24 protein-coding genes are annotated in these 24,550 nt (G+C 64.2%); 11 read left to right on the top strand and 13 right to left on the bottom strand.

The genetic code is table 11. The features are described 5' to 3' along the window. Positions 1-54: 54 nt before the first annotated feature. Positions 55-1,905 carry a feruloyl-CoA synthase gene (locus GWG67_RS07530; RefSeq protein ID WP_275168488.1) on the top strand — a complete coding sequence of 617 codons (1,851 nt, stop codon included), beginning with the start codon at positions 55-57 and terminating at the stop codon, positions 1,903-1,905. A 364-nt stretch (positions 1,906-2,269) separates the two neighbouring features. Here GWG67_RS07530 and GWG67_RS07525 read toward each other — a convergent pair whose 3' ends face one another. Next, positions 2,270-2,776, bottom strand: a complete 507-nt coding sequence (locus GWG67_RS07525) for a MarR family winged helix-turn-helix transcriptional regulator (RefSeq protein WP_275168487.1) — start codon at positions 2,774-2,776, stop codon at positions 2,270-2,272. An 83-nt stretch (positions 2,777-2,859) separates the two neighbouring features. Here GWG67_RS07525 and GWG67_RS07520 point away from each other — a divergent pair, with 83 nt between their 5' ends. After that, positions 2,860-4,080 (top strand): cytochrome P450, encoded by a 1,221-nt coding sequence (locus GWG67_RS07520; RefSeq protein ID WP_275168486.1) that lies wholly within the window; start codon positions 2,860-2,862, stop codon positions 4,078-4,080. A 35-nt stretch (positions 4,081-4,115) separates the two neighbouring features. After that, the gene (locus GWG67_RS07515) at positions 4,116-5,327 is read left to right on the top strand and encodes an ABC transporter substrate-binding protein (protein ID WP_275168485.1); all 1,212 of its coding nucleotides are present in this window, start codon (positions 4,116-4,118) and stop codon (positions 5,325-5,327) included. Between the two features lie 163 nt (positions 5,328-5,490). Here the strand turns inward: GWG67_RS07515 and GWG67_RS07510 are convergent, their stop codons facing one another. Next, positions 5,491-6,753: an NAD(P)/FAD-dependent oxidoreductase gene (locus GWG67_RS07510; RefSeq protein WP_275168484.1), complete on the bottom strand. Its 1,263-nt coding sequence runs from the start codon at positions 6,751-6,753 to the stop codon at positions 5,491-5,493. Positions 6,754-7,061: 308 nt separating this feature from the next. On the opposite strand from GWG67_RS07510, the gene GWG67_RS07505 reads away from it, so the two are divergent. Continuing rightward, positions 7,062-8,234 (top strand): ABC transporter substrate-binding protein, encoded by a 1,173-nt coding sequence (locus GWG67_RS07505; protein ID WP_275168483.1) that lies wholly within the window; start codon positions 7,062-7,064, stop codon positions 8,232-8,234. A gap of 158 nt (positions 8,235-8,392) precedes the next feature. Here the strand turns inward: GWG67_RS07505 and GWG67_RS07500 are convergent, their stop codons facing one another. The 9 genes from GWG67_RS07500 to GWG67_RS07460 all read right to left on the bottom strand — a co-directional run bounded on the left by GWG67_RS07500 (position 8,393) and on the right by GWG67_RS07460 (position 17,190). Continuing rightward, positions 8,393-10,264, bottom strand: a complete 1,872-nt coding sequence (locus GWG67_RS07500) for a bifunctional sugar phosphate isomerase/epimerase/4-hydroxyphenylpyruvate dioxygenase family protein (protein WP_275168482.1) — start codon at positions 10,262-10,264, stop codon at positions 8,393-8,395. Beyond that, positions 10,261-10,998: an ABC transporter ATP-binding protein gene (locus tag GWG67_RS07495; protein ID WP_275168481.1), complete on the bottom strand. Its 738-nt coding sequence runs from the start codon at positions 10,996-10,998 to the stop codon at positions 10,261-10,263. The genes GWG67_RS07500 and GWG67_RS07495 overlap by 4 nt, the downstream gene beginning before the upstream one ends. 11 nt (positions 10,999-11,009) lie before the next feature. Next, a complete protein-coding gene (locus tag GWG67_RS07490; protein ID WP_275168480.1) occupies positions 11,010-11,753 on the bottom strand; it encodes an ABC transporter ATP-binding protein in 744 nt (247 codons plus the stop codon). Then, entirely contained in the window at positions 11,750-12,748 is a 999-nt protein-coding gene (locus GWG67_RS07485) for a branched-chain amino acid ABC transporter permease (RefSeq protein WP_275168479.1), read from the bottom strand. Before GWG67_RS07485 ends, GWG67_RS07490 begins: the two co-directional genes overlap by 4 nt. Beyond that, positions 12,745-13,620: a branched-chain amino acid ABC transporter permease gene (locus GWG67_RS07480; RefSeq protein ID WP_275168478.1), complete on the bottom strand. Its 876-nt coding sequence runs from the start codon at positions 13,618-13,620 to the stop codon at positions 12,745-12,747. Before GWG67_RS07480 ends, GWG67_RS07485 begins: the two co-directional genes overlap by 4 nt. 106 nt (positions 13,621-13,726) lie before the next feature. Continuing rightward, complete coding sequence (locus GWG67_RS07475) at positions 13,727-14,857, bottom strand: ABC transporter substrate-binding protein (protein ID WP_275168477.1); 1,131 nt, start codon at positions 14,855-14,857, stop codon at positions 13,727-13,729. A gap of 59 nt (positions 14,858-14,916) precedes the next feature. Then, positions 14,917-15,795, bottom strand: coding sequence for a shikimate dehydrogenase (locus GWG67_RS07470; protein WP_275168476.1), 879 nt, complete (start codon positions 15,793-15,795; stop codon positions 14,917-14,919). 144 nt (positions 15,796-15,939) lie between these two features. Further along, a complete protein-coding gene (locus tag GWG67_RS07465; protein WP_275168475.1) occupies positions 15,940-16,878 on the bottom strand; it encodes a LysR family transcriptional regulator in 939 nt (312 codons plus the stop codon). A 135-nt stretch (positions 16,879-17,013) separates the two neighbouring features. After that, positions 17,014-17,190 carry a hypothetical protein gene (locus tag GWG67_RS07460; RefSeq protein WP_007597932.1) on the bottom strand — a complete coding sequence of 59 codons (177 nt, stop codon included), beginning with the start codon at positions 17,188-17,190 and terminating at the stop codon, positions 17,014-17,016. A gap of 166 nt (positions 17,191-17,356) precedes the next feature. Between GWG67_RS07460 and GWG67_RS07455 the strand changes: the two genes are divergently transcribed. From GWG67_RS07455 to GWG67_RS07425, 7 genes are all read left to right on the top strand, one after another. Beyond that, the gene (locus GWG67_RS07455) at positions 17,357-18,085 is read left to right on the top strand and encodes a LuxR family transcriptional regulator (protein ID WP_275168474.1); all 729 of its coding nucleotides are present in this window, start codon (positions 17,357-17,359) and stop codon (positions 18,083-18,085) included. 86 nt (positions 18,086-18,171) lie between these two features. Next, a complete protein-coding gene (locus tag GWG67_RS07450) occupies positions 18,172-18,831 on the top strand; it encodes an acyl-homoserine-lactone synthase (RefSeq protein ID WP_275168473.1) in 660 nt (219 codons plus the stop codon). Position 18,832: 1 nt separating this feature from the next. Further along, a complete protein-coding gene (locus tag GWG67_RS07445) occupies positions 18,833-19,051 on the top strand; it encodes a hypothetical protein (protein ID WP_275168472.1) in 219 nt (72 codons plus the stop codon). Between the two features lie 311 nt (positions 19,052-19,362). Beyond that, the gene (locus GWG67_RS07440) at positions 19,363-20,280 is read left to right on the top strand and encodes a branched-chain amino acid ABC transporter permease (RefSeq protein WP_007615745.1); all 918 of its coding nucleotides are present in this window, start codon (positions 19,363-19,365) and stop codon (positions 20,278-20,280) included. After that, positions 20,277-21,221: a branched-chain amino acid ABC transporter permease gene (locus GWG67_RS07435; protein ID WP_275168471.1), complete on the top strand. Its 945-nt coding sequence runs from the start codon at positions 20,277-20,279 to the stop codon at positions 21,219-21,221. Before GWG67_RS07440 ends, GWG67_RS07435 begins: the two co-directional genes overlap by 4 nt. Beyond that, the gene (locus GWG67_RS07430) at positions 21,214-21,981 is read left to right on the top strand and encodes an ABC transporter ATP-binding protein (protein WP_275168470.1); all 768 of its coding nucleotides are present in this window, start codon (positions 21,214-21,216) and stop codon (positions 21,979-21,981) included. Before GWG67_RS07435 ends, GWG67_RS07430 begins: the two co-directional genes overlap by 8 nt. Next, the gene (locus GWG67_RS07425) at positions 21,974-22,702 is read left to right on the top strand and encodes an ABC transporter ATP-binding protein (protein ID WP_275168469.1); all 729 of its coding nucleotides are present in this window, start codon (positions 21,974-21,976) and stop codon (positions 22,700-22,702) included. The genes GWG67_RS07430 and GWG67_RS07425 overlap by 8 nt, the downstream gene beginning before the upstream one ends. Positions 22,703-22,874: 172 nt before the next feature. On the opposite strand, the gene GWG67_RS07420 is transcribed toward GWG67_RS07425, so the two are convergent. After that, positions 22,875-23,240 (bottom strand): hypothetical protein, encoded by a 366-nt coding sequence (locus GWG67_RS07420; RefSeq protein ID WP_275168468.1) that lies wholly within the window; start codon positions 23,238-23,240, stop codon positions 22,875-22,877. Between the two features lie 324 nt (positions 23,241-23,564). After that, complete coding sequence (locus GWG67_RS07415; RefSeq protein WP_275168467.1) at positions 23,565-24,548, bottom strand: VCBS repeat-containing protein; 984 nt, start codon at positions 24,546-24,548, stop codon at positions 23,565-23,567. Positions 24,549-24,550: the final 2 nt, after the last annotated feature.

Here is a 24,550-nt window from a genome sequence, read left to right as displayed (position 1 = left end):
ACGCGGTCCGCGACGAGGCTGCGACGATCCCGGCTTCCGGGTGAGGAGGAAACCATGACAGCCGCCCCTCGCGGTGATGCTTCGAGCCTGTTCGCGACACCCAGAACCGCTGCCGAGTATCGCGCGGACGGCAGCATTCTGCTGCGCTCGCCGGAGCCCCTGCGCGATGGCGCGCGCTGCGTCGGCGACTGGCTGGAGCAATGGGCGCGGCAGAGGCCTGATGCGATTTTCCTCGCGGAGCGCAGCAGTGCCGAATCGCCATGGACCACCGTCACCTACGCGCAGGCGCTGCGCCAGGTGCGCGCGGCAGCGTCGTGGATTCTGGCGCAAGGTCTCGGTACGGAGCGCCCGCTCGCGATCCTCTCCGACAACAGCATCGATCATGGGCTGCTGGCGCTGGCGGCCCAGCATGTCGGCGTGCCCTCGGCGGCGATCTCGCCGGCCTATTCGCTGATGTCGAAGGATTTCGACAAGCTCAAGAGCATGATCACGCTGCTTGAGCCCGCCGCGATCTATGTCGCCGCGACGCGGCCGTTTGCGGCGGCGCTGGCCGCGATCAAGCCGCTGCATGGCGCGCAGATCATCAGCGGCAATGCCGACGATGCCGAAGCACTGGCCTTCCGCACCATTGCGGCAACGCCGGAGAGCCCCGACGTCGCAAGGGCGTTCGCCGCGGTGACGCCCGCTACGATCGCAAAGCTTCTGTTCACATCGGGCTCGACCGGCGCGCCGAAGGCGGTCATCAACACCCAGCGCATGCTGACATCCAGCCAGCAGGCCAAGGCGCAGACCTGGATCTTTCTCGAGCAAACTGGTCGCGATCTCGTCGTTCTCGACTGGCTGCCCTGGAGCCATACGTTCGGCGCCAACCACAATTTCAATCTCGTGCTGCGCAATGGCGGCTCGCTCTATATCGACGGCGGCAAGCCGGCGCCCGGCCTGTTTGCGACGTCACTTGCCAATTTGAAGAGCGTGATGCCGACGGTCTATTTCAACGTGCCGCGCGGCTTCGACATGCTGATCGCGGCGCTGCGCGGCGACGAGGAGCTGTGTCGCCGCTTCTTCAGCGAGGTACAATTCGCGTTCTACGCAGGGGCAGCGCTGCCGCAGAATCTCTGGGACGCGCTCGAACAGCTCTCCATCAAGACCGTTGGCCGTGCGATGCCGATGGTCTCTGCGTGGGGCTCGACCGAGACCTCGCCGCTGGCCGCCGACTGCCATTTCCTCGCGGAGCGCTCGGGCAATATCGGCGTGCCCATTCCCGGTACCGAATTGAAGCTCGTCACCTCCGGCGACAAGCTGGAGGTGCGCGTGCGCGGCCCCAACGTCACACCGGGCTACTGGAAGGCGCCGGAGCTGACCAGGCAGGCCTTTGACGACGAGGGCTTTTATCTCATCGGTGACGCCGTGAAGTTCGCCGATGCGAAGCGGCCCGAGCGCGGCCTGTTCTTCGACGGTCGCGTCGCGGAGGACTTCAAGCTCAATTCCGGCACCTGGGTCAGTGTCGGCACGCTGCGCCTCGCCGGCATCGCCGCGCTGGCGCCGCTCGCGCAGGACATCGTCGTCACCGGCCATGGCGGCGACGAGGTGCGCTTTCTGGTGTTCCCGAACATCGCTGCGTGCCGCGCGCATGCCGGCCTGCCCGAGACCGCAGGCGTGAACGACGTGCTCGCGCATGACGAGGTCAGAGCCGCGATCGCACAGGGGCTGGCGAAACTCAAGCAACAGAACGCCAACTCCTCCGGCCACGCCACGCGCGCGCTGCTGCTCGCCGAGCCGCCGTCAGTGGACGGCGGCGAGATCACCGACAAGGGCTACATCAACCAGCGCGCCGTGCTGACGCGCCGTGCCGATGCATTGGCGCGGTTGAATGACGATGTCTCGGGTGAATGGATTGGTCTGTAGCAGTTGAAACGGCAGCTCTTCGCATTAGGTGGGCGGCCGTAGGCCTCCTCTCTCCCTGTTGTCATTGCGAGCGCAGCGAAGCAAATCCAGAGTCTTTCCGCGGAGGGATTCTGGATTGCTTCGCTGCGCTCGCAATGAGGGGGCTGAAACAGCTCGCCGTTAGGCCAGCCGCCCTGCCGCATTATCCTGCACGATTCTTTTGTTGCTTAAGCAACTAATTTATGCGAACCGTTCCAGACAAGGATGACGGCGGAGGAACCGCCGCGTCGGATCGGAGGAAGCAATGCTCGGCAGAGAGGGTGCCGCGGGCGAATACCGGCGCATGCCTGGAACTGACAGAGGTCGGCGACCGCTGCGTGGCCGGTCAGGTCTCGGTGCTGCCGGTCACCGCGCCGAGATTCTCGTGCAGGCGGCGCAACAAATCGATCAGCACCTCGCGCTCGTCCTTGTCCAGGCAGGACAACAGGCGCCGTTCGCGCTCGAATGCCGCGACGATCACCTTGTCATGGATGGCGCGGCCCTTCGCCGTCAGCGAGATCGAATGGGTGCGCCCGTCGTTGGGGTCGGTGCGGATCGAGATCAGCCCCCGCTTTTCCAGACCGGCCAGCGTCCGGCTCACCGGACCCTTGTCGAAGCCGATGACGTGACAGATGCGCGAGGCTGGAATGCCGGGCTCGATCGCCAGCAGCGACATGATCCGCCATTCCGTGACGTTGACGCCGAACTGCCGCTGATAGAACGCGGTGGCGCTGTTCGAGAGCTTGTTGGCGATGAAGGTGATGAACGCGGGGACGTAGCGGTCGAGATCGAGCGTCGGTCCCGTTTCAGTGGGCGCAGGTTTTTGGCGGGCTCTGGTCGAAGACGGCGGCATATCGGGATTCTGTCTCGCGGCGTGTCGAAAGACCTAATGGTAAGCGCCGCCCTTTCACAAGATCAAAATAAGGGAGGACTTCCATGAGCGCTTCCAGCTCCCCGGAAATCAACGGTTCGTCGGCCGTCCCGCATCTCGACGTCGACCCCTTCGCAATGGATTTTTTCGCCGACCCCTATCCCACGCATGAGCTGCTGCGGGAGGCCGGACCTGTCGTCTATCTCGACAAGTGGAACGTCTATGGCGTGGCGCGCTATGCCGAGGTCCATGCCGTCCTGAATGATCCCGCGATTTTCTGCTCCAGCCGCGGCGTCGGCCTCTCCGACTTCAAGAAGGAGACGCCGTGGCGGCCGCCGAGCCTGATCCTCGAAGCCGATCCTCCCGCGCACACCCGCACCCGCGCGGTGCTCTCAAAGGTGCTGTCGCCGACGGTGATGAAGGGGCTCCGCGACCGCTTTGCCGCGGCAGCGGAAAAGCGTGTGGACGCGCTGTTGGAGAAGCGCAGCTTCGATGCCATCACGGACCTCGCCGAGGCCTATCCGCTGTCGATCTTCCCGGATGCGCTCGGGCTGAAGCCGGAGGGCCGCGAACATCTGATTCCCTATGCGAGTGTCGTGTTCAACGCCTTCGGCCCGCCGAACGAGTTGCGACAGGAAGCGATCGCGCGCTCGGCGCCGCACCAGGCCTACGTCACCGATCAGTGCCAGCGCGACAACCTCACGCCCGGCGGCATCGGCGCCTGCATCCACGCCCATGTCGACGAGGGTGCGATCACCGCCACCGAAGCGCCGCTGCTGGTGCGTTCGCTGCTGTCGGCCGGCCTCGACACCACCGTCAACGGCATCGGTGCAGCGGTCTATTGTCTGGCGCGCTTCCCGGAGCAGTGGCAGCGCCTGCGCGGCGATTTCACGCTGGCGCGCAACGCTTTCGAGGAGGCCGTTCGTTTTGAAAGCCCGGTGCAGACCTTCTTCCGCACGACAACGCGCGAGGTCGAACTGTCAGGCGCGACCATCGGTGAGGGCGAGAAGGTGTTGATGTTCCTAGCGGCTGCCAATCGCGATCCGCGGCGCTGGGACAAGCCGGACAGCTACGACATCACCCGCCGCACGTCCGGCCATGTTGGCTATGGCTCAGGTATTCACATGTGCGTCGGCCAGCTGGTCGCGCGGCTTGAAGGCGAGACAATGCTCGCGGCGCTGGCCCGCCGGGTCGCGAAGATCGAGATCACGGGCGAGCCACAGCGCCGCTTCAACAACACGCTGCGCGGGCTCGACAGCCTGCCTGTGAGCATCACTCCGGCCTGACGCTGGCGGCATCGAAAACAACAGGGGAGGGAACAATGAAGAACTTGAAGTGGACGCTTGCGCTGGCCGCGAGCTTGATTGGCGGCGTGGCAAATGCCGAGATCTCGGACAATGTCGTGCGTGTCGGCGTTCTCAACGACATCTCCGGCATCTTCCAGGATACCAACGGCATGGGCTCGGTCGAGGCCGCGCGCATGGCCGCCGAGGATTTCAACGGCGGCGGCAAGGGCATCAAGGTCGAGATCGTCTATGCCGATCACCAGAACAAGGCCGACGTCGGCAACGCCATCGCGCGCAAATGGCTCGATGTCGAGGGCGTCGACGCCATCGTCGACGTGCCGAACTCGGCCGTCGGTCTCTCCATCAACACGCTGCTGCGCGACAGCCGCATGACGTTCCTGGCGTCGTCCACCGCGAGCTCGGATCTCACCGGCAAGGCCTGCTCGCCCAACACGATCCAATGGGTCAACGACGCCTGGGCGACCGGCAACACCACGGCAGCCGCGATGATGTCGCGCGGCGGCAAGGACTGGTATTTCCTCACGGTCGATTACGCGCTCGGCAAGGGCATCGAGGCGGAAGCCCAGAAATACATCGAGGCGCATGGCGGCAAGGTGATCGGGTCCTCGAAACATCCGCTTGGCACATCCGACTTCGCCTCCTTCCTGTTGCAGGCGCAGGGCTCGAAGGCGCAGGTGATCGGGCTCGCCAATGCCGGCGGCGACACCATCAACGCGGTGAAGCAGGCGGCAGAGTTCGGGATCCAGCAGGGCGGACAAAAGCTCGTCGCTTTCCTGCTCTTCATCAACGACGTCCACGGCATGGGCATCAAGGTGGCCCAAGGGCTCCAGCTCATGGAAGCCTTCTACTGGGACATGAACGACGACACCCGCGCCTTCGCCAAGCGCTTCGCGGCGCGGCCGGGCATGAACGGCAAGATGCCGAGCGGCAACCAGGCCGGAGTTTATGCCTCCACGCTCGCTTATCTCAACGCGGTCGCCGCGACCGGCAGCGACAATGCCAAGGACGCCCTGCCCGAGATGAAGAAGTTCAAGGGCAAGGACAAGCTGTTCGGCGACACCACGATCCGCCAGGACGGCCGCGTCGTGCATCCGATGTATCTGTTCGAGGTGAAGAAGCCGGAGGAGTCGAAATATCCGTACGACTATTACAAGCTGGTCTCGACCATCTCGGCGGAGCAGGCGTTCCGCCCGCTGACGGAGGGCGGCTGCGAGCTGGTGAAGTAGGGGCGGCGAACGCGCCTCACTTAACCTCTCCCCGCCCGCGGGGAGAGGTCGGATCGCTCTTGCGATCCGGGTGAGGGGTACAGGTCTCACCAATATCTCGTTCGCGGAGAGGCCCCTCACCCCAACCCTCTCCCCGTAAGAACGGGGAGAGGGAAAAGAAACCCTACACCACCTTGCTCGATCCCTGCGTGATCAGCCGCGCGGCGCGCTGGTCGCGGGCGTAGATCCAGAGCCAGCTCAGCGCGACGCTGAGGCGGTGGCGCAGGCCGATCAGGAAGTAGATGTGGGCGATGCCCCAGATCCACCACGCGATGGTGCCGCGCAATTTGATGCGACCGAAGTCGATTACCGCGAGCCGCTTGCCGATCTGCGCGAGGCTGCCGGAGTGCTTGTAGCGGAACGGGCCTGTCGGCTCTTGGCGCAGCCGGGCCTTGATGGTCTCGGCCACGTGACGGCCCTGCTGCTTGGCGGCCGGCGCGATGCCGGGCACGGGCTTGCCGTCCCAGGCGTTGATCAAGACGGTGTCGCCGATTGCAAAGATTTCCGGATGCCCCGGTATCGTCAGGTCCGCCTCGACCTGCACGCGTCCGGCACGATCGGCCGGCGCACCCAGCCACTCGGCCGCGGGCGAGGCGCGCACGCCGGCGGCCCAGATTCTCGTCTTGGCTTCGAGCAGCTTGCCGCCGAACACCACGCCCTCGCGATTGATCTCGGTGACGGCCTGTCCGAGCACGACCTCGACGCCGATCTTTTCCAGCGAGGCCTGGGCATAGGCCGAGAGATCATCTGGAAAGCCTGCGAGCACGCGCGGACCGGCCTCGATCAGCACGACGCGCGCCTTGTTGGTGTCGATGTTGCGGAAGTCGGCTGGCAAGGTGTGGTGCGCCATCTCGGCGATGGTGCCCGCGAGCTCCACGCCGGTGGGACCGGCGCCGACGATGACGAAGGTCAGCCGCGCCGCGCGCTTGGCCGGATCGGTCTCGCGCTCGGCACGCTCGAACGCCACCAGGATATGACGGCGCAAGGTGGTCGCGTCCTCCAGCGTCTTCAGGCCGGGCGCGAACTGCTCCCATTCGTCGTGGCCGAAATAGGCATGCCGCGCGCCGGTGGCGAGCACCAGCGTATCGTAAGGAACCTCGCTGCCGTCGTCGATCAGCACGCAACGCCTGTCGGCATCGACGCCGCTCACGGTCGCAAACAGCGTCGTCACATCGCGCCGGTCGCGCATCAGGTGCCGAACCGGCCATGCGATCTCGCTGGTGGCGAGCGAGGCGGTCGCGACCTGGTAGAGCAGCGGCTGGAACAAATGATGGTTGCGGCGGTCGATCAGCGTGATCTCGACCGGGCTGCCGGCGAGCCGGTGGGTCGTCTCCAGCCCGCCGAAGCCGGCTCCGACGATGACGACGCGATGCGGTGTCGTGGTCATGATGCGCCCCTCGAATCTCGCTGCTCTATTCTCTCATTTAAGTGCGGATTGGGCGTGGCGGTCCAATAGCCATCATCAATGGACGGATAGGCCAAGGGCATCGAGTGTATCGCCGTCCCGCGAAAAAGCGCCGCAGCCTCCGTCTAAGTAAGTAGAATTATATTTCTTGCTATCGCCGATCGGGGCGAAATATGGTGCAGGGGCGGGCGCTGAGCCATTGGCGGCGCGACGGATTTTGCGTTCAATAGAGATGACCCGGGGCGGCAATCACCCCGCTTCCGGGCGTAATAATATGGAGGGGAGTTGTTATGAGGACGGCATTCTGGCTGGCAGGCGCAGCGGCGCTGGTGCTGGCAAGTCCGGCATCCGCCGGCGACACCATCAAGATCGGCTTCGTTTCGACCTTCAGCGGCCCGACCGCCGTGATCGGCAACGACATGCGCAACTCGTTCGAGCTCGCGCTGGATCACATCGGCCGCAAGATGGACGGCAAGCCGGTCGAGGTGATTTACGAGGACGACGGGCAGAAGCCCGACGTCGGCAAGCAGAAGACCGAGAAGCTGGTCCAGTCCGACAAGGTCGATTTCATCGTCGGCTACATCTGGTCGAACGTGCTGCTGGCCTCGCTCAAGACCGCCGTGGATTCGCAGACCATCCTGATCTCGGCCAATGCCGGTCCGTCGCAGCTCGCGGGCGAGCTCTGCTCGCCCTACGTGTTCTCGACCTCCTGGCAGAACGACCAGACCCCGGCCGCCATGGGTCTCTACATGAACCAGAAGGGCGTCAAGAGCGTGTTCCTGATCGGCCCGAACTACGCCGCCGGCAAGGACATGCTCGCAGGCGTGAAGAGCACGTTCAAGGGCGAGGTCAAGGGCGAGGAATACACGGTCTGGCCGAGCCAGCTCGACTTCTCCGCCGAGCTGTCCAAGGCGCGCGCCTCGGGTGCCGAGTCGATCTTCGTGTTCTATCCGGGTGCAGCCGGCGTGCAGTTCCTCAACCAATATGCGCAAGCCGGGCTGAAGAGCACGATGCCGCTCTACACGGCTTTCACCGTCGACGAGCTGTCGCTGCCGCTGCAAAAGGAGAACGCGCTCGGCGTTCCCGGCGCGCAGGAATGGGTGAATGATCTGCCCAACGAGCAGAACAAGCGCTTCGTCGCCGACTACCGCAAGAAGTATCCCGGCCTGCGCCCGACCTATTACGGCGCGCAAGCCTACGACGCGGCCCAGCTCATCAACAGCGCGGTGGTCGCGGTGAAGGGCGACACTAGCAAGAAGGACGCGATGAAGGCCGAGATGGAGAAGGCCAACTTCAAGTCGCTGCGCGGCCCGTTCAAGTACGGCAAGAACCACATCCCGGTGCAGAACTTCTACCTGCAGGACGTGGTCAAGGATGGCGAAGGCCAACTCTCCCTGAAGACGGTCGCGACCATCGTCGAGAACGACCAGGATCGCTTTCACGACAAATGCGCGATGAAGTGAGCTGATTGCTTCTTCCTCTCCCCGTTCTTACGGGGAGAGGGGTTCTCAGCTCTCGCTTTCGTCATTGCGAGCGTAGCGAAGCAATCCAGAATCTTTCCGCAGAGGGATTCTGGATTGCTTCGTCGCAAAGGCTCCTCGCAATGACGGCGTGGAGGCAGCTACACCCGCGGCATGCTCACAGGCCGCACCTCTCGGGCTTGCGCCGCGAGCCTGATGCCGGCATTGGCCGCACCAAATCCCTGATAATCCCTTCGCTCCACGATTTCGAAGAAGAAGCGCTCGTCGAAGATGTGGGTGTAGACCTGGAAGAACTCCCCGTCGCCTTCGCGGTCGTAAAGAATGTGGTTGGCGCGCAGCTGCGCCATCAGGTCGGGCGCGAGGTCGTATTTGGCTTCGATGTCGTCGTAGTAATTGTCCGGAATATCGAGGAAATCCGCGCCGCGCTTGCGCATCTCCGCGACCGCCGCGAAAATGTCCGGGCACGTGAACGCGACGTGCTGCACGCCCGAGCCGAAGAACTCCGAGATGAAGCGGGCCGGCAGCGTGCGGTTGGCGGATGAGCCGTTGAGCACGAAGCGCAGGCTCTGGTCGCCGTTGACGACGGCCTGGCTCTGCACGAGTCCTCTGGGATCGGCGATCTCCATCTGCGGCAGCCGCTTGAGGTCGAGGATGCCGGTGTAGAACAGCAGCCACGACAGCATCTCGTCATAGGGCATCGACTGCGCGATGTGATCGACGGCCAGCAGGGCGTCCGCGCGAGCGTCGCTCGGGACCTGTTCGAAATCCGTGTCCCAGTTCTTGCCGGCTTGGTCTAGAAAATACAGCAGGCTGCCGCCGACGCCGTGGATTGCGGGGATCTCGAGCTCGCCCGGCCCGACCGGCTGGTAGAAGGTGCGCGCTTTCAGTGTCTCGGCGCGCTGCATGACGAGGCCGGCATTGTCGACGTCGAGCGCGATGGCGCAGACGCCGGGGCCATGCGTCACGTAGTGCGAATGCGCAAAGCCATCGGTCTCGGAGTTGACGACGAGCTCGACCTTGCCCTGCGACCAGCGCTCCACCGCCTTGCTGCGATGCTTGCCGGTCTTTCGGAAACCGAGCTGCGAAAGTAGGTGGGCGAGTTCGCCGGCCTTGGTCTCGTTGACGGCAAACTCGATGAAGCCCGTGCCGCGACTTTTGGGCTTCGGTGCCAAGGGCTCGCTGATGAGCTTTGGCCAATCCGGTGCAAGCTGGTCCTCCAGCAGGATCAGCGAACGCAGGCCGTCGACCGCGGTCTGTACGGCCGAACCGGCGCGGAATTGGTCGTTGAAGATCTCCAGCGACAGCGGCCCGGCATAGCCGGTCGCCGCGATCGCCGCCATGAACTCGCCGACCGGCAGGTCGCCCTGGCCGGGGAAGGAGCGGAAGTGGCGGCTCCAGGACAAGATGTCGAGCTCGAGCTTCGGCGCGTCCGCAAGCTGGACCAGGAAGATCTTGTCGCCGGGGATCGAGGCCATCGCGCGGACCGGAAAGCCGGGGGCCAGCGCATGAAAGCTGTCGAGGATGATGCCAATCGCGGGGTGATCGGCGCGCCGCACGATTTCCCAGGCATCGCGGTAATCGTTGACGTGACGTCCCCAGGCCAATGCCTCGTAGCCGACGCGCAAGGACCGTTTGGCCGCGCGCTCGCCAAGCTCGCGAAAATCATCCGCAGCACGGTCGATGCCGCCAAGCGCGGCCGGCGACACGTTGGAGCAGATCAGCAGCAGATCGGTGCCGAGCTCCTGCATCAGATCGAACTTGCGTTCGGCGCGGGCAAAGTTGCGCGAACGCTGCGGCTCCGGCATGCCCTCGAAATCGCGGAACGGCTGAAACGCGCAAATCTCGAGATTGAGGTCCCCGCAGAGCTTTGCGATGTCGCGCGGGCTTGCCCCGAACGACAGCAGATCGTTCTCGAAAATCTCGACCGCGTCGAACCCGGCGGATGCGATGGCGCGGAGCTTTTCGTCGAGAGCGCCGGAGAGAGAGACGGTTGCGATCGAGCGTTTGGTCATGCTGCGTTGTCCTCCATCGCGCCGCCGAGGAACAATTGTCCGATGCGGGGATCATTCAAAATGCGCTTCGCACCGTCGACCATGCGGGTCCGGCCGAGCTCGAGCACGATGCCGATGTCGGAAATCTCCAGCGCCGAGCGTGCGTTCTGCTCGATCATCAGGATGGTGACGCCGCGGTCGCGCAGGGATTTCAGGATGTCGAAAGTCTGCTGTACCATCAGCGGCGACAGGCCGATCGAGGGCTCGTCGATCAGCACGAGCTTCGGCTCGAGTAGCAGCGAGCGGGCGATTTCCAGCTGCTTCTGCTCGCCGCCGGACAGCGTGGAGGCCTGCTGCGTCGATTTCCGGCGCAGCGCCGGGAACAGGTCGAGCGCGGCCTCAATCCGGCTCTGCAGGTCGATGCCCTTGCCCGCGGAAACGCCGCCGAGCTCGATATTGTGGCGCACCGACAGCTCGGGAAAGATGTTGCGGCCCTGCGGCACGTAGCAGATGCCGGCATTGAGCAGCGCGCGCTGGCTCAGATTGGTGACGTCGCGGCCGGCGAAATTGATCTTGCCCTCACGCAGCTTGAGCAGGCCGAAGATCGCCTTGAACACGGTGGACTTGCCGGCGCCGTTCGGGCCGATGATGGTGGTGATGGTGGCCTGCGGCACGGCGAAGGTGGTGCCGTTCAGGATGGTCATTTTGCCGTAACCGCCGACGAGATTGTGAACCGAGAGGATCGGATCGCTCATGATGTCTCTCCCTAGTGTCCGAGATAGGCTTCGATCACGGCGGGGTCCTTGCGGACCTCGTCCGGCCGTCCCATCGCCAGCACCGTGCCTTCCGCCATCACCATCACGCGCGAGCACAGCGACATCACGAATTCCATGTTGTGCTCGATCACGACGAAGGTGGCATTCTTTTCGCGGTTGATCGCGACCAGCCGCTCCTTCAGGTCCGTCAGCATCGACGGGTTGACGCCGCCGGCGGGCTCGTCGAGCAGCACCAGCCGTGGTCCGCCCATGAACGCCATGGCGGCGTCGAGCAGTTTTTGCTGGCCATAGGAGAGCCCGCCGGCGGGCTCTTCGGCGAGATGATCTAGCTTGAAAAAGCCGATCATCTGGTTGGCGGCCTCCGTCAGTCCGGCGTCGGAGCGGCCGACCAGCCGCGAGGCCATGCTGCCCTGGTGCTCCTGTCCCGCGAGGATCAGGTTCTCGCGCACCGAGAGTTTTGGAAACACCTGCAGGAGCTGGAAGGTGCGGCTGACCCCGAGCTTGTTGAGCTCGGCGGGTCGCAACCCCGTGACGACCTTGCCGTCGAGCTTGACCTCGCCCCCGCTCGGCGTGAGCTGGCCGAGGATGCAGTTGAACAGGGTCGACTTGCCGCAGCCGTTCGGGCCGATCAGGCCGAGGATCTCGCCCTCGCGGACGTCGAAAGAGACGCCGCCGACGGCGCTGATCCCGCCAAAATTCTTCTTGATGTCGGTGACCTCGAGGACCGCGCTCATTGCACCGTCTCCAGCCGGGACTTTGCGACGGCGCGCTGGGCCGAGGCCGCCTTGGTTCGCCGCTCGGCGAGATAGCGGTCGAGGATTCCCAAAATGCCGGTCGGCGACCAGATCAGCAGCCCCATCACCGCGATCGCGTAGAGCATCAGATAATAGCCCTCGGTGAAGCGCAGCCATTCCGGCAGCAGCACGGCGATCATCGCGCCGAGGAACGGACCCAGGAAGAATCCGGCGCCGCCGACGATCACCATCATCAGGAGGTCGAGCGAGAGCGACAGGTTGAACGGCACGGGATCGATATATTGCGTCAGCGGCGCATAGAGCGCGCCGGCGACGCCACCGAGCGCCGAGCCGATCGCGAACGCCATCAGCGTATAGCGTCGCGTGTCGACGCCCAGCGACTGCGCCCGCAGCGGGTTTTCGCGCAGCGCCATGAAGGCGCGGCCCCAGGGCGAGCGGATCAGCCACCACACTGCCAGCGACACGATCGCGAGCGAGCCGAGACAGACATAGTAGAACGGCAGCGGCTTGTTGGTCGCAATGCTGAAGATGTGCGGACGCGGAATGTTGGAGATGCCGTAGATGCCGCCGGTGAGCCAGCTCTCGTTGCGAAACACCAGGAAGGCCAGCGTGGAGAAGGCGAGCGTGACGAAGGCGAGGTAGTGGTGCTGCACCCGCAGCGCGGGATAGCCGAGCACCCAGCCGACCGCGAAGCTCAAGGCGATCGCGACGACGATCGCCGCCGGCAGCGGCCAGCCATGCGTGGTCATGATCGCCGCGGCGTAGGCGCCGATGCCGACGAAGGCGCCCTGCGCCAGCGAGACCTGGCCGGCATAGCCAAGCGTGAGGTTGAGGCCCATCGCAGCGATGGCCATCACCGCCCACTGGCTCAGGATGAACAGGCCATAGCGGTTGAAATTCATGGGAACGACGATCAGCGCAGCGATCACGATGAGGCCGAACGCGATCTTCAGAGGTTTGGCGAAGCCGCTCATACGGTGCGCTCCTCGGCGCGGCCGAGCAGGCCCTGCGGCCGGAACAGGATGACGGCGATCAGGAAGATCATCGGCACGGCGGCGCGGTACTGCGTCGTGACATAGGCGGCCGCGAGATTGTCGAGCACGCCGATCAGGAGACCGCCTGCGATCGCGCCGCGCACCTGGTTGAACCCGCCGACGATCGCGGCGATGAAGGCGGCCTGGCCCAGCACCTCGCCGGACGTGAACTTCGCGAGATAGATCGGCGTGATCAACAGCGAGGCGAGAGCGACCAGGAACGCGTTGATCAGGAAGGTCAGGAGGATCATGCGCTCGACGGGGACGCCGATGATGCGTGCCACCGTCGGGTTCTGCGCCGCCGCCTGCATCTGGTGGCCGAGCGAGGTGCGGTTGAGAAGCGCAGTCAAGCCGAAGACGGCAAGGATAGCGAGGACGAGGACGCCGATGCTTTGCAGCGAGACGGCATGGCCGAGGATGGAGACGTCGCCGGTCGGCACGATCGAGGGGAACGGTGAGGCTTCGGCGCTGAAGAACTGTTTTACGGCCTCCTTGAGGCCGATCGCGAGCGCCATCGTCGCGATCGCGAGCGGCAGCACGCCATGGCGCATCATCGGATCCACCAGCAGCATCTTGAAGGCGAGGCCGAGCAGGAGCATCGAGAGCAGGATGCCGAGGATGATCGCGAGCCAGAACGGCGCGCCGGCATGCATCGCCGCCAGCATCAGGAACGCCGGCAGCATCACGAACTCGCCTTGCGCAAAATTGATGGTCTGCGAGGTCTGCCATAGCAGCGTGAAGCCGACCGCGACCAGCGCATAGATCGCGCCAGTGGCAAGTCCCGCGACCAGAAGATCGAATAGATTGGACATGGGTTCTCTTGGATCGTTAGAGCCCGAGTGAACTAGATCGACGCGAATTCAGGTCCATCGCTCCCTCTCCCCGCGAAGAGCGGGGCGAGGGAGACAATAGAATCCCTCACTTCACCTTCGGCAGCACCTGCTTCACCACTTGCTTGCCTTCGACCACCTCGACCAGAAAGCTCTGGCGGTCGATGTCGCCGGTGTCGCTGAAGGTGACGTCCATCAGAATGCCCGGCTCGTCCGCGGCTTTGATGGTCAGGCCATGCAGGGTGTCGGCGAACGCCTTGGAATCGGCCTTGCCCATCTTGTCGGTGGTGGCCTTCACCATGTAGATCGCGAGATAGCCTTTCAGCCCGTTATGGTCGGGCACGTAATTGTACTTCTTCGCGAACTTGTCGCGAAACGCCTTGATCAGGTCGACCGGCGCATCGGTGGTGAGACCCACATGGCCGCGCGCGCCGTTGGCGGCATCGCCCGCGAGCTCGATCACCTTCTGCCCGATCAACGTGGTCTCGCCCATCAGCGGCGCGGTGACGCCCTGGCGCTTCAGCTCCTTCAGGATGCGTGCGCTCTCTTCCTCGTTCAAATAGACGAACACGGCGTCGGGATTGGCGGCCTTGATCTTGCCGACGTCGGCAGCGAAATCGGCCTGGCCCGCCTCGGTGGAGAGATCGGCGACAACCTTGGAGCCGAGACGGTCGAGCTCCTTGACGACGACATCGCGGCCGCCGCGGCCAAAGTCATTGTTGACCCAGACCACCGCGACCGCCTTCGCCTTCATGTCGTCGTGTATGTATTTGGCGACCTTCGGCATCGACGATTGCTGGCCGAACGAGGTGCGGAACAGGAATTTGTTTCCGGCCTGCGTCAGCTCGGCGGCTTCGCCGCCCATGATCTGCGCGATGCCGGCCTCTGCCGCCAGCGGCGCGGTCACCTTCACGGAGCCGGAATAGCCGGGTCCGAGCAGCACATAGGGCTCGGCGTCGAGCGCCTTTTGCACCTGCGCGCGCGCGACGCCCGGGTTGGATTGCGAGTCCGCATGAGTGACTTCGAGCTTGCGGCCGAGCACGCCGCCCTTGGCGTTGATCTCCTCGATCGCGAGGTCGATGCCGTTCTTCCAGTTGGTGCCGACGGTGGCGCCGCCGCCGGAAAGCTCGGCGACGTCGGCGAGCTTGATCGCCTGGGCGTGGACACTGGTTGCGGTCGCGAAGGCAAGCAGGGCGCCCGCCAGAATGGTCGATTTCATGGTCTCTCCTCCGATTTTTTCGTTGATGTTGCGTGCGGCCTTGTGTCCGGCCGCTTCGATTACGCTGCCTGATAGGCCGAGCTTCGTGCCGCCATCACCTCGTCGAATGCCTCTCCCATGACCTCGGTCGATGGGGCAAGGCCCGTGAACAGTTCAAAAGCGTCGGCGGCCTGGTAGATCGCAAGCTCCCGCCCGGTCATGATCCGCGCGCCCTTGGCTTGGGCGGCCGCCAGCAGCGGCGTGATCAGCGGCGAGTAGACGGCATCGGCGACCCACAGGTTCTGACGCAGTAGCGTTGGCGCGACCGGCGTTTCCCGGTTCGGCAGCATGCCGACCGGCGTGCCGTTGACGAGGCCCGTTGCGCCGTCGAGCGCGGCCTCGGCGCTTGCCGCGACCCTGGCGCCACCCTGCTTGACGAGCAGCGCGGCGAGTTTTTCGGCGCGTGCCGGCTCGCTGTCGAAGATGCGGATGTCGGTCACGTCAAGGCTCGCCAGCGCAAAGGCGATCGCCTTGCCGACGCCGCCGGTGCCGATCACGGCGACCGCGTTTCCAGAGGGCGCCAGCAGCGGCGCGACGGCGCGCGCAAAGCCCGTCGTGTCGGTGTTGTGGCCGATCAGCCGGCCGTTGCTGACGACGACGGTGTTGACCGCCCCCATGGCGGCCGCACCCGGTGCCAGTTCATCGAGCAGCGGGACCACCGCCTCCTTGTAGGGAAAAGTGACGTTGACGCCGGCAAAGCCGAGGCGCCGCACGCCTTCCAGCATCATGGCCAGCTCGGCCGAGCCGGCGCCGGCCACCTCGATGAGCTGGTAATGGCCGCGCAAGCCCAGCGCCTCGGCGGCGCGCTCGTGCATGGCGGGGGATGCGGAATGCGCAATGGGAGCGCCGATCAAGCCGGTGAGAAGCTTTTTGCTGGCGGCGTGTCCGGGCTTTGACATGGTTCGCTATCGTCTCGTTGGGAGCGTTCGGTCCCGGCCATTAGCGGAGAAATCCGCGCAATTCCAAGGGGGCTTCCGCGTGCGACGATAGCGCTTCCCCCGCCTAACACAATTACCCTCTTGTCCTGCAAACCTAACATAATGTTATTTCCTCCGCCCGCGTGGCGGCGCGGCCCTGCCTTTGCCCCGCGATGGCTCGACCGCGCGCATCTCGGCGCGCAGGGCCTCGATGAAATACTCGACGTGAAGCGACAACGGCGCGCCGCGCTTCACCGCGATATAGGTGTCGAACCGCGTCGGCTCGGTGATCTTGATCAGCTCGATGCCGGGATAGCCGCCATGGGCCACCGTGAACTGGTCGATGATGGCGATGCCGAGCCCCGCCTTCACCAGCGCGCAGACCGTGGTGCCGAAGCGGGCGCGGATGGTGATGTTGTACTCGAGCCGGTGGCGCGCGAAGATCTCGGCCATGATCCGCCCGTAGGGATCGTTGGGATCGATGCCGATCAGCGGATAGCGCGTGATCTCGGCCGCGGAGACCTGCTTGCGGCCGGCGAGCTCGTGGCCCGGCGGCACGATGCAATAGAGTTCACCGGAGGCGAGCGGCAAGAAATCGAGCCCGGAATGTTCGAGCCGGTAGCTCATCGCAACGCACTCGCCGCGGCCGAGCAGGAGATAGTCGATGGCTTCCTCGAGCTTGAGGATGTTGATGTCGATGCCGAGATCCGGATAGCGCCGCCGGACCCGCTCGATCGCGCGCGGCACCATGACTTGCGAAATGCTCGGCACTGAGCCGATCCGCAGCTCCGACAATCCGCCGCGACCGATCTTGGAGATGATCTCGGAGAGGTCGTCGACCTTCTTGTAGACGCCGTTGATCTGCTCGAAGATGTTCTCGGCTTCCGGCGTCGGGAAATAGCGGCCGTTCTGGCGCTGGAAGAAGCGGATGCCGAGCGAGCGCTCGGTGTATTTGACGAGGCGGCTGATACCCGGCGCCGAAACGTTCAGCAGCTTCGCCGCGCCGCCGATAGTGCCCGTCACCATCACGGCACGGATCACTTCAACCTGGCGCAGCGTCATCATGTCCCGGGCATCCGAAAGATAATCGTTGGCGGCGATTATCTCACGAGAGCCATGACGTCAGCCAGCGGTAAGGACGGCCAGCGGTCAGGAAGGCGCGCGATCTGTTGTAGCGGCGTCGGTTGCCTCAATTGCGTTCTAGCTCGCCGGTCCGTCCGGCGAGGCGCTCTCCGCCGGCTTGCTGCGCTCGCTTTGCAGCACTCCGCGTGCGAACTCGATGATCTTCTGCTTGTTTGCCGTTTCGCGGACAGCAAAAAACACGCGGTTGAGTTCCAGGCCGAGCACGCTGTTGAGGGCGATGTCCTCGTCTTCCATCGTGGTGTTCCCGCTTCGACATTGTAGGTGTATCTTGACGTCACTTCTTCCACAAGTAGATTAAACCTTCGGGGTCAATGGGATACCGGGAAACTACGGAAACGCTGAATTGAGGCAGTGCCCAAAGACGTGCTATAACGGACAGCGAGGGTCAGGAAACGCACCGATGTCCGCCGTGGATTATGGCCGGGAAGCGCTCGACTTCATTGAGGGGCTGGGAGCCTATACCAAGGTTCCGGACGCCATGGACGCGCTTGCGACCGCGTTCGGGCGCTACGGCTTCGAGCACATCATCGTAACCGGCTTGCCGAATCCCGATCAGCGCTTCTCCCAGATGGTGCTCGCCAAGAAGTGGCCGGCGGAGTGGTTCAGCCTCTATACCCAGAAAGGCTACGACCGCGTCGATCCCGTAATCCGCAAATGCCGGCAGACGGTGAACCCTTTCGAGTGGTCCGAGGCGCCGTACGATCCAGAGTTGGAGCCGGGCGCAGTGGAGGTGATGCGGCGCGCTGCCGATTTCCGCATGTCGCGCGGCTTCGTCGTGCCGATCCACGGATTGACCGGCTACGAGGCCGGCGTCTCGCTCGGTGGCGTTCACCTCGACCTCAATGCGCGCAGCAAGCCGGCGCTGCACCTGATCGGCATGTACGGCTTCGATCACATTCGCCGCTTGCTCCATCCGGCGCCGCATCGATCGATGCGCCTTACCCCGCGCGAGCGCGAGGTGCTCGCTTGGGCCTCGCAGGGCAAGTCGGCCTGGGAAATCGGCGAGATCCTGCACATCACGCAGCGAACCGCCGAAGAGCATCTTGCAACTGCCGCGCGCAAGCTTGGTGCCGTCAACCGGACGCATGCGGTTGCGATCGCGATCCGCCACAGAATCATCACCCCCTGAAATCCGCGCCTACTGGGAAATTTCCCAATAGTCGCTTTGGCCGTTTTCCGTGAGTGTTCCCCTTATTTCGAACAATGGGGGAATAAATGATTCATGTGATTTCTGCCGCCAACCGGCACCTCTACGAGGATGTTCTCGAGCAACATTTCAGGATGCGTCACCAGATTTTTGTCGAGGAGCGGAAATGGGAGGCGCTGCGCAAGCCCGATGGCCGCGAACTCGATAGCTACGACAATGAGGACGCGATCTACCTGCTGGCTCTCGAAAATCGCCGGGTGCTCGGCGGCTCCCGCCTGTATCCCACCACCAAGCCGACGATGATGAGCGAGGTCTTCCCGCATCTCGCCGCGGTGCGCGGTTGCCCCTCCAACCCGCTGGTCTGGGAGTGGTCACGCTTCTTCGTTTCGCGCGAGCGCCGCGACGGTGCGTTCAATTGGCAATTGATGGCAGCGGCGCAAGAGTTCTGTCTCGATCAGGGCATCGAGCGTCTCTGTCTTGTCATGGAGACCTGGTGGCTGCCGCGCTTCCACGAGATCGGATTCATCGTCACGCCGCTGGGATTGCCGGCGCTGGTCGAGAATTCCTGGACGATGGCGGCCACGATCGAGATCCGTCAAGAGTCGCTGGATGCCGTGTGTGACCGTATCGGAATGACAAACGTCATGCATCAGGACGGTCCGCGTATCGATTGCATCGCCCTTGCCAACCTCTGCGGCCTCGCTGCCGCGCAACGAAAGAGCGCCTGAGATGTCGAATATGATGCGGGACAGCCAGATCATGGCACAAATCAAGGACGAAAATCTCGGCTACATGTCCGACATGGCGCTCGAACTCGCGGAGATGGCGGAAGACACCGGATTGGCGACGCTCGCCTATCTTTTCCGGATGGCGGCGCTGGAGGCCTCGACAGCCAACAGCGTGCTCGCCGAGCCGGATGACCATTCCCGGCAGATGACGTCGCACTAGGCGTCTCCTTCCCAACGTTGCGACGATTTTCACACCCTCTCTCCGGCAATGGAGGGAGGGTGATCCGTTTGGGTGCGGCAGGTTGACCCATCCTGCGCGGCAGTCTTCTTGCAAGGGCCGATTACAGGGCCAGGATCGATCGCATGCATCGGCATGCAACAAAGTGCATGTTGGATGTCGAATCGCTCTTGCCTCGGAACGATACTGCCATTACCCATTTTTCCGCCTTGTACAGGCAGGGGGAGCTCTTTCACTGATGGCGACCGTGTTCGAACATCGGCGCGAACCTGCGTGCGCCTGAAAGAGTTTTGATGCTGCTCGTCGTCGAACAGTTCTTGAACGGTTTGCAGTTCGGCCTGCTGCTGTTCCTGCTCGCCGCCGGCCTGACGCTGGTGTTCGGGATCATGGATCTCGTCAACCTCGCGCACGGCTCGCTCTACATGATGGGCGCCTATTTCGCCGCGACCTTCGCAGCCTGGACCGGCAGCTTCCTGCTCGGCGCGCTCTTGGCGCTCGGCGCGACCCTGGTGCTCGGCATCGTGCTCGAGATGACCGCGCTGCGGCATCTCTACGGACGCGACCATCTCGACCACGTGCTCGCGACCTTCGGCCTGATCCTGTTCTTCAACGAAGCCGTGCGGCTGATCTGGGGCCCTGCCGGGCTGGCGCTGCCGCTCCCGGCCTGGCTCACGGTGCCGGTGCCGATCCTGCCGGGCATCCACTATCCCGCCTATCGCCTCGCCATCATCGTCGTGGCGCTGCTGGTTGCGCTGCTGCTCTATCTCGGCGTGATGCGCACCCGCATCGGCATGCTGATCCGCGCCGGCGCCTCCAACCGCGAGATGATCGGCGCGCTCGGCATCAACATCAAGCTGCTCTACACCCTGGTGTTCGGCCTCGGTGCCGCGCTCGCCGGCCTTGCCGGTCTGATGCAGGCGCCGATCCTTACCGTGCAGATCGGCATGGGCGAGAACATCCTGATCCTCGCCTTCGTCATCATCGTGATCGGCGGTATCGGCTCGATCCGCGGCGCGTTCCTGGCCGCGATCTTCGTCGGTATGATCGACACGCTCGGCCGCGCCTTCCTGCCCAATCTGCTGCGGCAGGTGCTGAGCGGCGCCGCGGCCTCCACCGCCGCGCCCGCGCTGTCGTCCATGCTGATCTATCTGCTGATGGCGATCGTGCTGGTGGTGCGGCCGGAGGGGCTGTTTCCGGCCAACCGTCGATGAAGTCATTCACTGTGAGCAAGGCCGTGACGGCCCTGATGCTGGCGGGCCTCGTGCTGCTGCCGCTCTATTCGCAACTCTCAGGCAACATCTTCATCCTGACGCTGTTCACCCGCATCGTCATCCTGGCGCTGGCGGCCGCGAGCCTCAACCTCATCATGGGTTTTGGCGGCATGATGAGTTTTGGCCACGCCGCCTATCTCGGCATCGGCGGTTACGCGGTCGGCATGCTGGCGCAGGAAGGCGTCGGAAGCGGCTTCATCCAGTTTCCGGTCGCGCTCGCCGCCTCCGCGACCTACGCGCTGGTGATCGGCGCGCTCTCGCTTCGCACCCGTGGCGTTTACTTCATCATGATCACGCTCGCCTTCGCGCAGATGGCCTATTACGTCGCCTCGGGGCTGGCGCGCTATGGCGGCGATGACGGCCTCACCGTCTACAAGCGCAGCGACTTCTCCGGGCTGATCAATCTGTCGAACCGCACGCAGTTTTATTATCTCTGCCTCGCCTGCCTGTTCGGCGTGGTCTTCCTGATCTGGCGCATCGCCAATTCGCGCTTCGGCCTCGTCCTGCAGGGCCTGCGCTCCAACGAGCAGCGCATGCAGGCGATCGGCTTTCCCTCGAAACGCTACCAGCTGGTCTGCTTCGTCATCTCGGGCATGATGTGCGGCCTCGCCGGCGCGCTGCTCGCCAACAACACCGATTTCGTCAGCCCGGCCGTGATGTACTGGACGCGTTCGGGCGACCTCATGGTGATGGTGATCCTCGGGGGCATGGGCACGCTGTTCGGCCCGGTCATCGGCGCGGTGGTGTATTTGCTGCTGGAAGAGTTTTTGTCGCAGCTCACCGAATATTGGGCGCTGATCATGGGCCCGATGCTGCTGCTGATCGTGCTGTTCGGCCGTGGCGGCATCATGGGCCTACTCGGGAGGCTCAATCGTGGCTGAGTCGCTGCTTCGCGTCGACAGGCTGGTGCGCCGCTTCGGCGGCATTATTGCGACGGACAACGTCTCGCTCGACGTCGCCGCAGGCGAGCTGCACGCCATCATCGGCCCGAACGGCGCCGGCAAGACCACGCTGATCAGCCAGCTCACCGGGCATCTGGAGCCGCATTCCGGCAGCGTCTCGCTGGCGGGGCGCGACATCACCTATCTGCCGGCCCATCGCCGCTGCGCGCTGGGCCTGGCACGTTCGTTCCAGATCACCTCGCTGCTGCTCGATTTCACCGCCGCCGACAATGTCGCGCTTGCGGCGCAAGCGCATGCCGGCACCTCGTTCCGCTTCTTTGCCAATGCGCGCAAGGAGAAAGGCCTGCGCGATGCCGCGCATGCCGCGCTCGACCGCGTCGGTCTCGCCCATCGTGCCGATGTCCTGGTGTCCAGGCTCAGCCATGGCGAGCGTCGCCAGATCGAGCTGGCGGTTGCGCTGGCAAGCAAGCCGAAGCTTTTGCTGCTCGACGAACCGATGGCGGGCCTCGGCGTCACCGAGTCCCAGCGCATGGTGCAGCTGCTCCAGGAGCTGCGCAAAGAGGTCTCGATCGTGTTGGTCGAGCACGACATGCCGGCGGTGTTTGCGCTGGCCGACCGTATCTCGGTGCTGGTCTATGGCCGCGTCATCGCCTCCGGCGATCCGGCCGCGATCCGGGCGAACGAGGACGTCAAGCGCGCCTATCTCGGCGAGGCGCATGTGGTGACGCACCATGGCTGAAAATATGGTGGCTGACACGCTGCTCGAGGTCGACGGCATCGAGACCTGCTACGGCCTGTCCCAGGTGCTGTTCGGCTTGTCCCTGTCGGTCAAATCAGGCGAGATGGTCTCGCTGATGGGCCGCAACGGCATGGGCAAGACCACGACCATCCGCTCCATCATGGGCCTGACGCCGGCGCGCGCAGGCAGCATCCGCTTTGCGGGCTCGGAAGTGCGGACGCAACCGTCCTACCGGATAGCGCAACTCGGTGTCGGCCTCGTCCCCGAGGGGCGGCAGATCTTCCCGAACCTCACCGTGCGCGAAAACCTGGTCGCGGCCGCCGCCGATCGTTTCGATAGCAGCAACCCCTGGACGCTGGCGGCGATCTACGTGATGTTTCCGCGCCTGGCCGAGCGCGCCTCCAACATGGGCAACCAGCTCTCCGGCGGCGAGCAGCAGATGCTCGCAATCGGCCGCGCGCTGATGACCAACCCGAAGCTCCTCATCCTGGATGAAGCCACCGAAGGCCTGGCGCCCCTGATCCGCGAAGAGATCTGGAGCTGCCTGTCGCTGCTCAAGAGTCGGGGACAGTCGATCCTGGTCGTCGACAAGAACGTCGACCACCTTGCCCGCATCTGCGACCGCCACACCATCATCGAGCGCGGCAAGACGGTGTGGAGCGGCACCTCTGAAGAGCTAATGGCCGAGCCGGATCTGCAGCACAAATATCTGGGGATTTGACGGGGCGGGGCGCTGGTGCCAGCGCCAGCGCCGCTCACACGGTGTCGTCCTGGCGAAGGCCAGGACCCATAACCACCGAATTCAGTTTGGCGAAGATTGGCGGTTGGCAGTCGCGTGCGACAACTTCTCCTGGGGTAATGGGTCCTGGCCTTCGCCAGGACGACGTTGGCAATCACCAATAAATCCCATGCCGATGCAGTTCGCGGATCACGCGTGCCTCGGTGGATGGCTGGCGACGTTTCGGCTTTGCCGTTTCTCTCGCGCTGGCAACCGGCGCGGCGCTGGGCTGAGTTGCGGCCGGAGCGGTCGCGGTTGTTGTGGCAGTCGCTGCCGGAGGCGTTGAAGCTGGGGCGGTGGTCGCCGTCTGGACATTCGTGGGCGCTGCCGCCGGAGCTTGTGGCGGCGTTGCTGCTGTCGTTGCCGGGTCGGCGGTCTGCTGGCTCGCATTTGTCGCTGCAAGGCTGAGGCTCCGCGGTCCGCCGGCATAGGCCTGGCTTGCCAGCAGCGACATTGCCGCGATCAGAATCAGCTTTCGCATGACACCCTCCGTTATCTGGTCAATCCGTCTTACCTAACTCGCCTGTCTCTATCGCGACGAGCGGCCCATCCCGATTTCGATCAGGGTGGCACGGCAGGACAGGCGATAAATCAAGCTGAACAGATGATCCCACATGATCGAACTCCGTTGTTGATCAGTCCGGGGATTGTGACCCTCCATCGTTTCCGGCCATCTTCGCGGGGGCGGAAAAATGACTTCGTCGGCAATGTCAAAGGTTTCGTCGGAAGCACCGGCGCGAAACCGGCTCACGCCGGCGTGAGGGCCTGTCGGAGTAATGGTCGTTGGCTCGGCGCCCCGGCGATCCTAATCGTGGACCAACATCAGCCGACCATCCTCGAGGCCGAACACGAGTGCGGGATGATCGCGGTATTTCATGCCGCCGATATTCGTCGCGATCCTTGCCGGAAGCCTGATGCGCGCGATGTCATGCGGACCAGCGACGAACCCGATGAGCCGCAGCGTTCGCCGTTCGAGGTCCGGCACCGCGAGATCTGGATGGCCGTCGCCATCGAAATCGGCCGTAAAGCTCATGTGCAGCGATCGCGAGCCGATGAAATGGTTCGATACGTCGGAGACTTCCGCCGATTTTTCCAAACGATCATGCCGCCAGGACCACATTTCGAGAATCCCGAGCACATGAGGCTGGCGGACAAGCACGATATCCGTGGTGCCATCGCCGTCGAAATCGGCGATGCCGGCCGGGTTGAGCCAAGCATGGGCGTGGCCGATCGGAGGCGTCTCCGCAACGATCGCCGCCGAGGCGGGATCAATGACAGCCAGCGCGGAGCCGCGTTTCAGATAGGATTTGACCAGCACAATCCTTTCGCGGCCGCCGATCGCGGCGACGCGCGGCTCGAGGTCTTCGAACACGGCGTCACCATCCAGGCGCAGCGTGCGTTGTCCGCCCCCGCGCGGCTCGATCACCAAGCTACCGGCCTCGATGGCATCGCCGAGGACGCCATGGCGATAGCGTTCGGTCGGCTCAGCGAGCCAAGCACGCGCGACGGTATCGCGGCCCGTCGCAACGCGCCCATCCTCAAGGGCCCCGGTCGGCGGCGCCGGACGTTCGAGCGCCGGGGTCGGCACCATGCGCATCGCTTTCGCGTCGAACTGGTACCAATTCGTGCCGATTGCAATTCGGACGTCGCTATCCGCTAGATCAATTTCGCTGACGCGGCCGGGGGTCCGTACGGTGCTCGCCTGCCAATCGGCCAAAGCTGGCGCGGACAGGGCTGGCGCGAACAGTGTCAGGGAAAATAGCAGGACCGCCGGGCGTAACCGCATCATGG

Source organism: Bradyrhizobium sp. CSS354 (assembly GCF_029051725.1).
GTDB lineage: Bacteria > Pseudomonadota > Alphaproteobacteria > Rhizobiales > Xanthobacteraceae > Bradyrhizobium.
This window is presented reverse-complemented; position numbering and strand designations above follow the sequence as displayed.

What these genes read in the sequence shown, in the direction of transcription:
- GWG67_RS07530 (WP_275168488.1), top strand. Translation starts at nt 55, where the DNA reads ATGACAGCCGCCCCTCGCGGTGATGCTTCGAGCCTGTTCGCGACACCC.
- GWG67_RS07525 (WP_275168487.1), bottom strand. Translation starts at nt 2,776, where the DNA reads ATGCCGCCGTCTTCGACCAGAGCCCGCCAAAAACCTGCGCCCACTGAA.
- GWG67_RS07520 (WP_275168486.1), top strand. Translation starts at nt 2,860, where the DNA reads ATGAGCGCTTCCAGCTCCCCGGAAATCAACGGTTCGTCGGCCGTCCCG.
- GWG67_RS07515 (WP_275168485.1), top strand. Translation starts at nt 4,116, where the DNA reads ATGAAGAACTTGAAGTGGACGCTTGCGCTGGCCGCGAGCTTGATTGGC.
- GWG67_RS07510 (WP_275168484.1), bottom strand. Translation starts at nt 6,753, where the DNA reads ATGACCACGACACCGCATCGCGTCGTCATCGTCGGAGCCGGCTTCGGC.
- GWG67_RS07505 (WP_275168483.1), top strand. Translation starts at nt 7,062, where the DNA reads ATGAGGACGGCATTCTGGCTGGCAGGCGCAGCGGCGCTGGTGCTGGCA.
- GWG67_RS07500 (WP_275168482.1), bottom strand. Translation starts at nt 10,264, where the DNA reads ATGACCAAACGCTCGATCGCAACCGTCTCTCTCTCCGGCGCTCTCGAC.
- GWG67_RS07495 (WP_275168481.1), bottom strand. Translation starts at nt 10,998, where the DNA reads ATGAGCGATCCGATCCTCTCGGTTCACAATCTCGTCGGCGGTTACGGC.
- GWG67_RS07490 (WP_275168480.1), bottom strand. Translation starts at nt 11,753, where the DNA reads ATGAGCGCGGTCCTCGAGGTCACCGACATCAAGAAGAATTTTGGCGGG.
- GWG67_RS07485 (WP_275168479.1), bottom strand. Translation starts at nt 12,748, where the DNA reads ATGAGCGGCTTCGCCAAACCTCTGAAGATCGCGTTCGGCCTCATCGTG.
- GWG67_RS07480 (WP_275168478.1), bottom strand. Translation starts at nt 13,620, where the DNA reads ATGTCCAATCTATTCGATCTTCTGGTCGCGGGACTTGCCACTGGCGCG.
- GWG67_RS07475 (WP_275168477.1), bottom strand. Translation starts at nt 14,857, where the DNA reads ATGAAATCGACCATTCTGGCGGGCGCCCTGCTTGCCTTCGCGACCGCA.
- GWG67_RS07470 (WP_275168476.1), bottom strand. Translation starts at nt 15,795, where the DNA reads ATGTCAAAGCCCGGACACGCCGCCAGCAAAAAGCTTCTCACCGGCTTG.
- GWG67_RS07465 (WP_275168475.1), bottom strand. Translation starts at nt 16,878, where the DNA reads ATGATGACGCTGCGCCAGGTTGAAGTGATCCGTGCCGTGATGGTGACG.
- GWG67_RS07460 (WP_007597932.1), bottom strand. Translation starts at nt 17,190, where the DNA reads ATGGAAGACGAGGACATCGCCCTCAACAGCGTGCTCGGCCTGGAACTC.
- GWG67_RS07455 (WP_275168474.1), top strand. Translation starts at nt 17,357, where the DNA reads ATGTCCGCCGTGGATTATGGCCGGGAAGCGCTCGACTTCATTGAGGGG.
- GWG67_RS07450 (WP_275168473.1), top strand. Translation starts at nt 18,172, where the DNA reads ATGATTCATGTGATTTCTGCCGCCAACCGGCACCTCTACGAGGATGTT.
- GWG67_RS07445 (WP_275168472.1), top strand. Translation starts at nt 18,833, where the DNA reads ATGTCGAATATGATGCGGGACAGCCAGATCATGGCACAAATCAAGGAC.
- GWG67_RS07440 (WP_007615745.1), top strand. Translation starts at nt 19,363, where the DNA reads ATGCTGCTCGTCGTCGAACAGTTCTTGAACGGTTTGCAGTTCGGCCTG.
- GWG67_RS07435 (WP_275168471.1), top strand. Translation starts at nt 20,277, where the DNA reads ATGAAGTCATTCACTGTGAGCAAGGCCGTGACGGCCCTGATGCTGGCG.
- GWG67_RS07425 (WP_275168469.1), top strand. Translation starts at nt 21,974, where the DNA reads ATGGCTGAAAATATGGTGGCTGACACGCTGCTCGAGGTCGACGGCATC.
- GWG67_RS07420 (WP_275168468.1), bottom strand. Translation starts at nt 23,240, where the DNA reads ATGCGAAAGCTGATTCTGATCGCGGCAATGTCGCTGCTGGCAAGCCAG.
- GWG67_RS07415 (WP_275168467.1), bottom strand. Translation starts at nt 24,548, where the DNA reads ATGATGCGGTTACGCCCGGCGGTCCTGCTATTTTCCCTGACACTGTTC.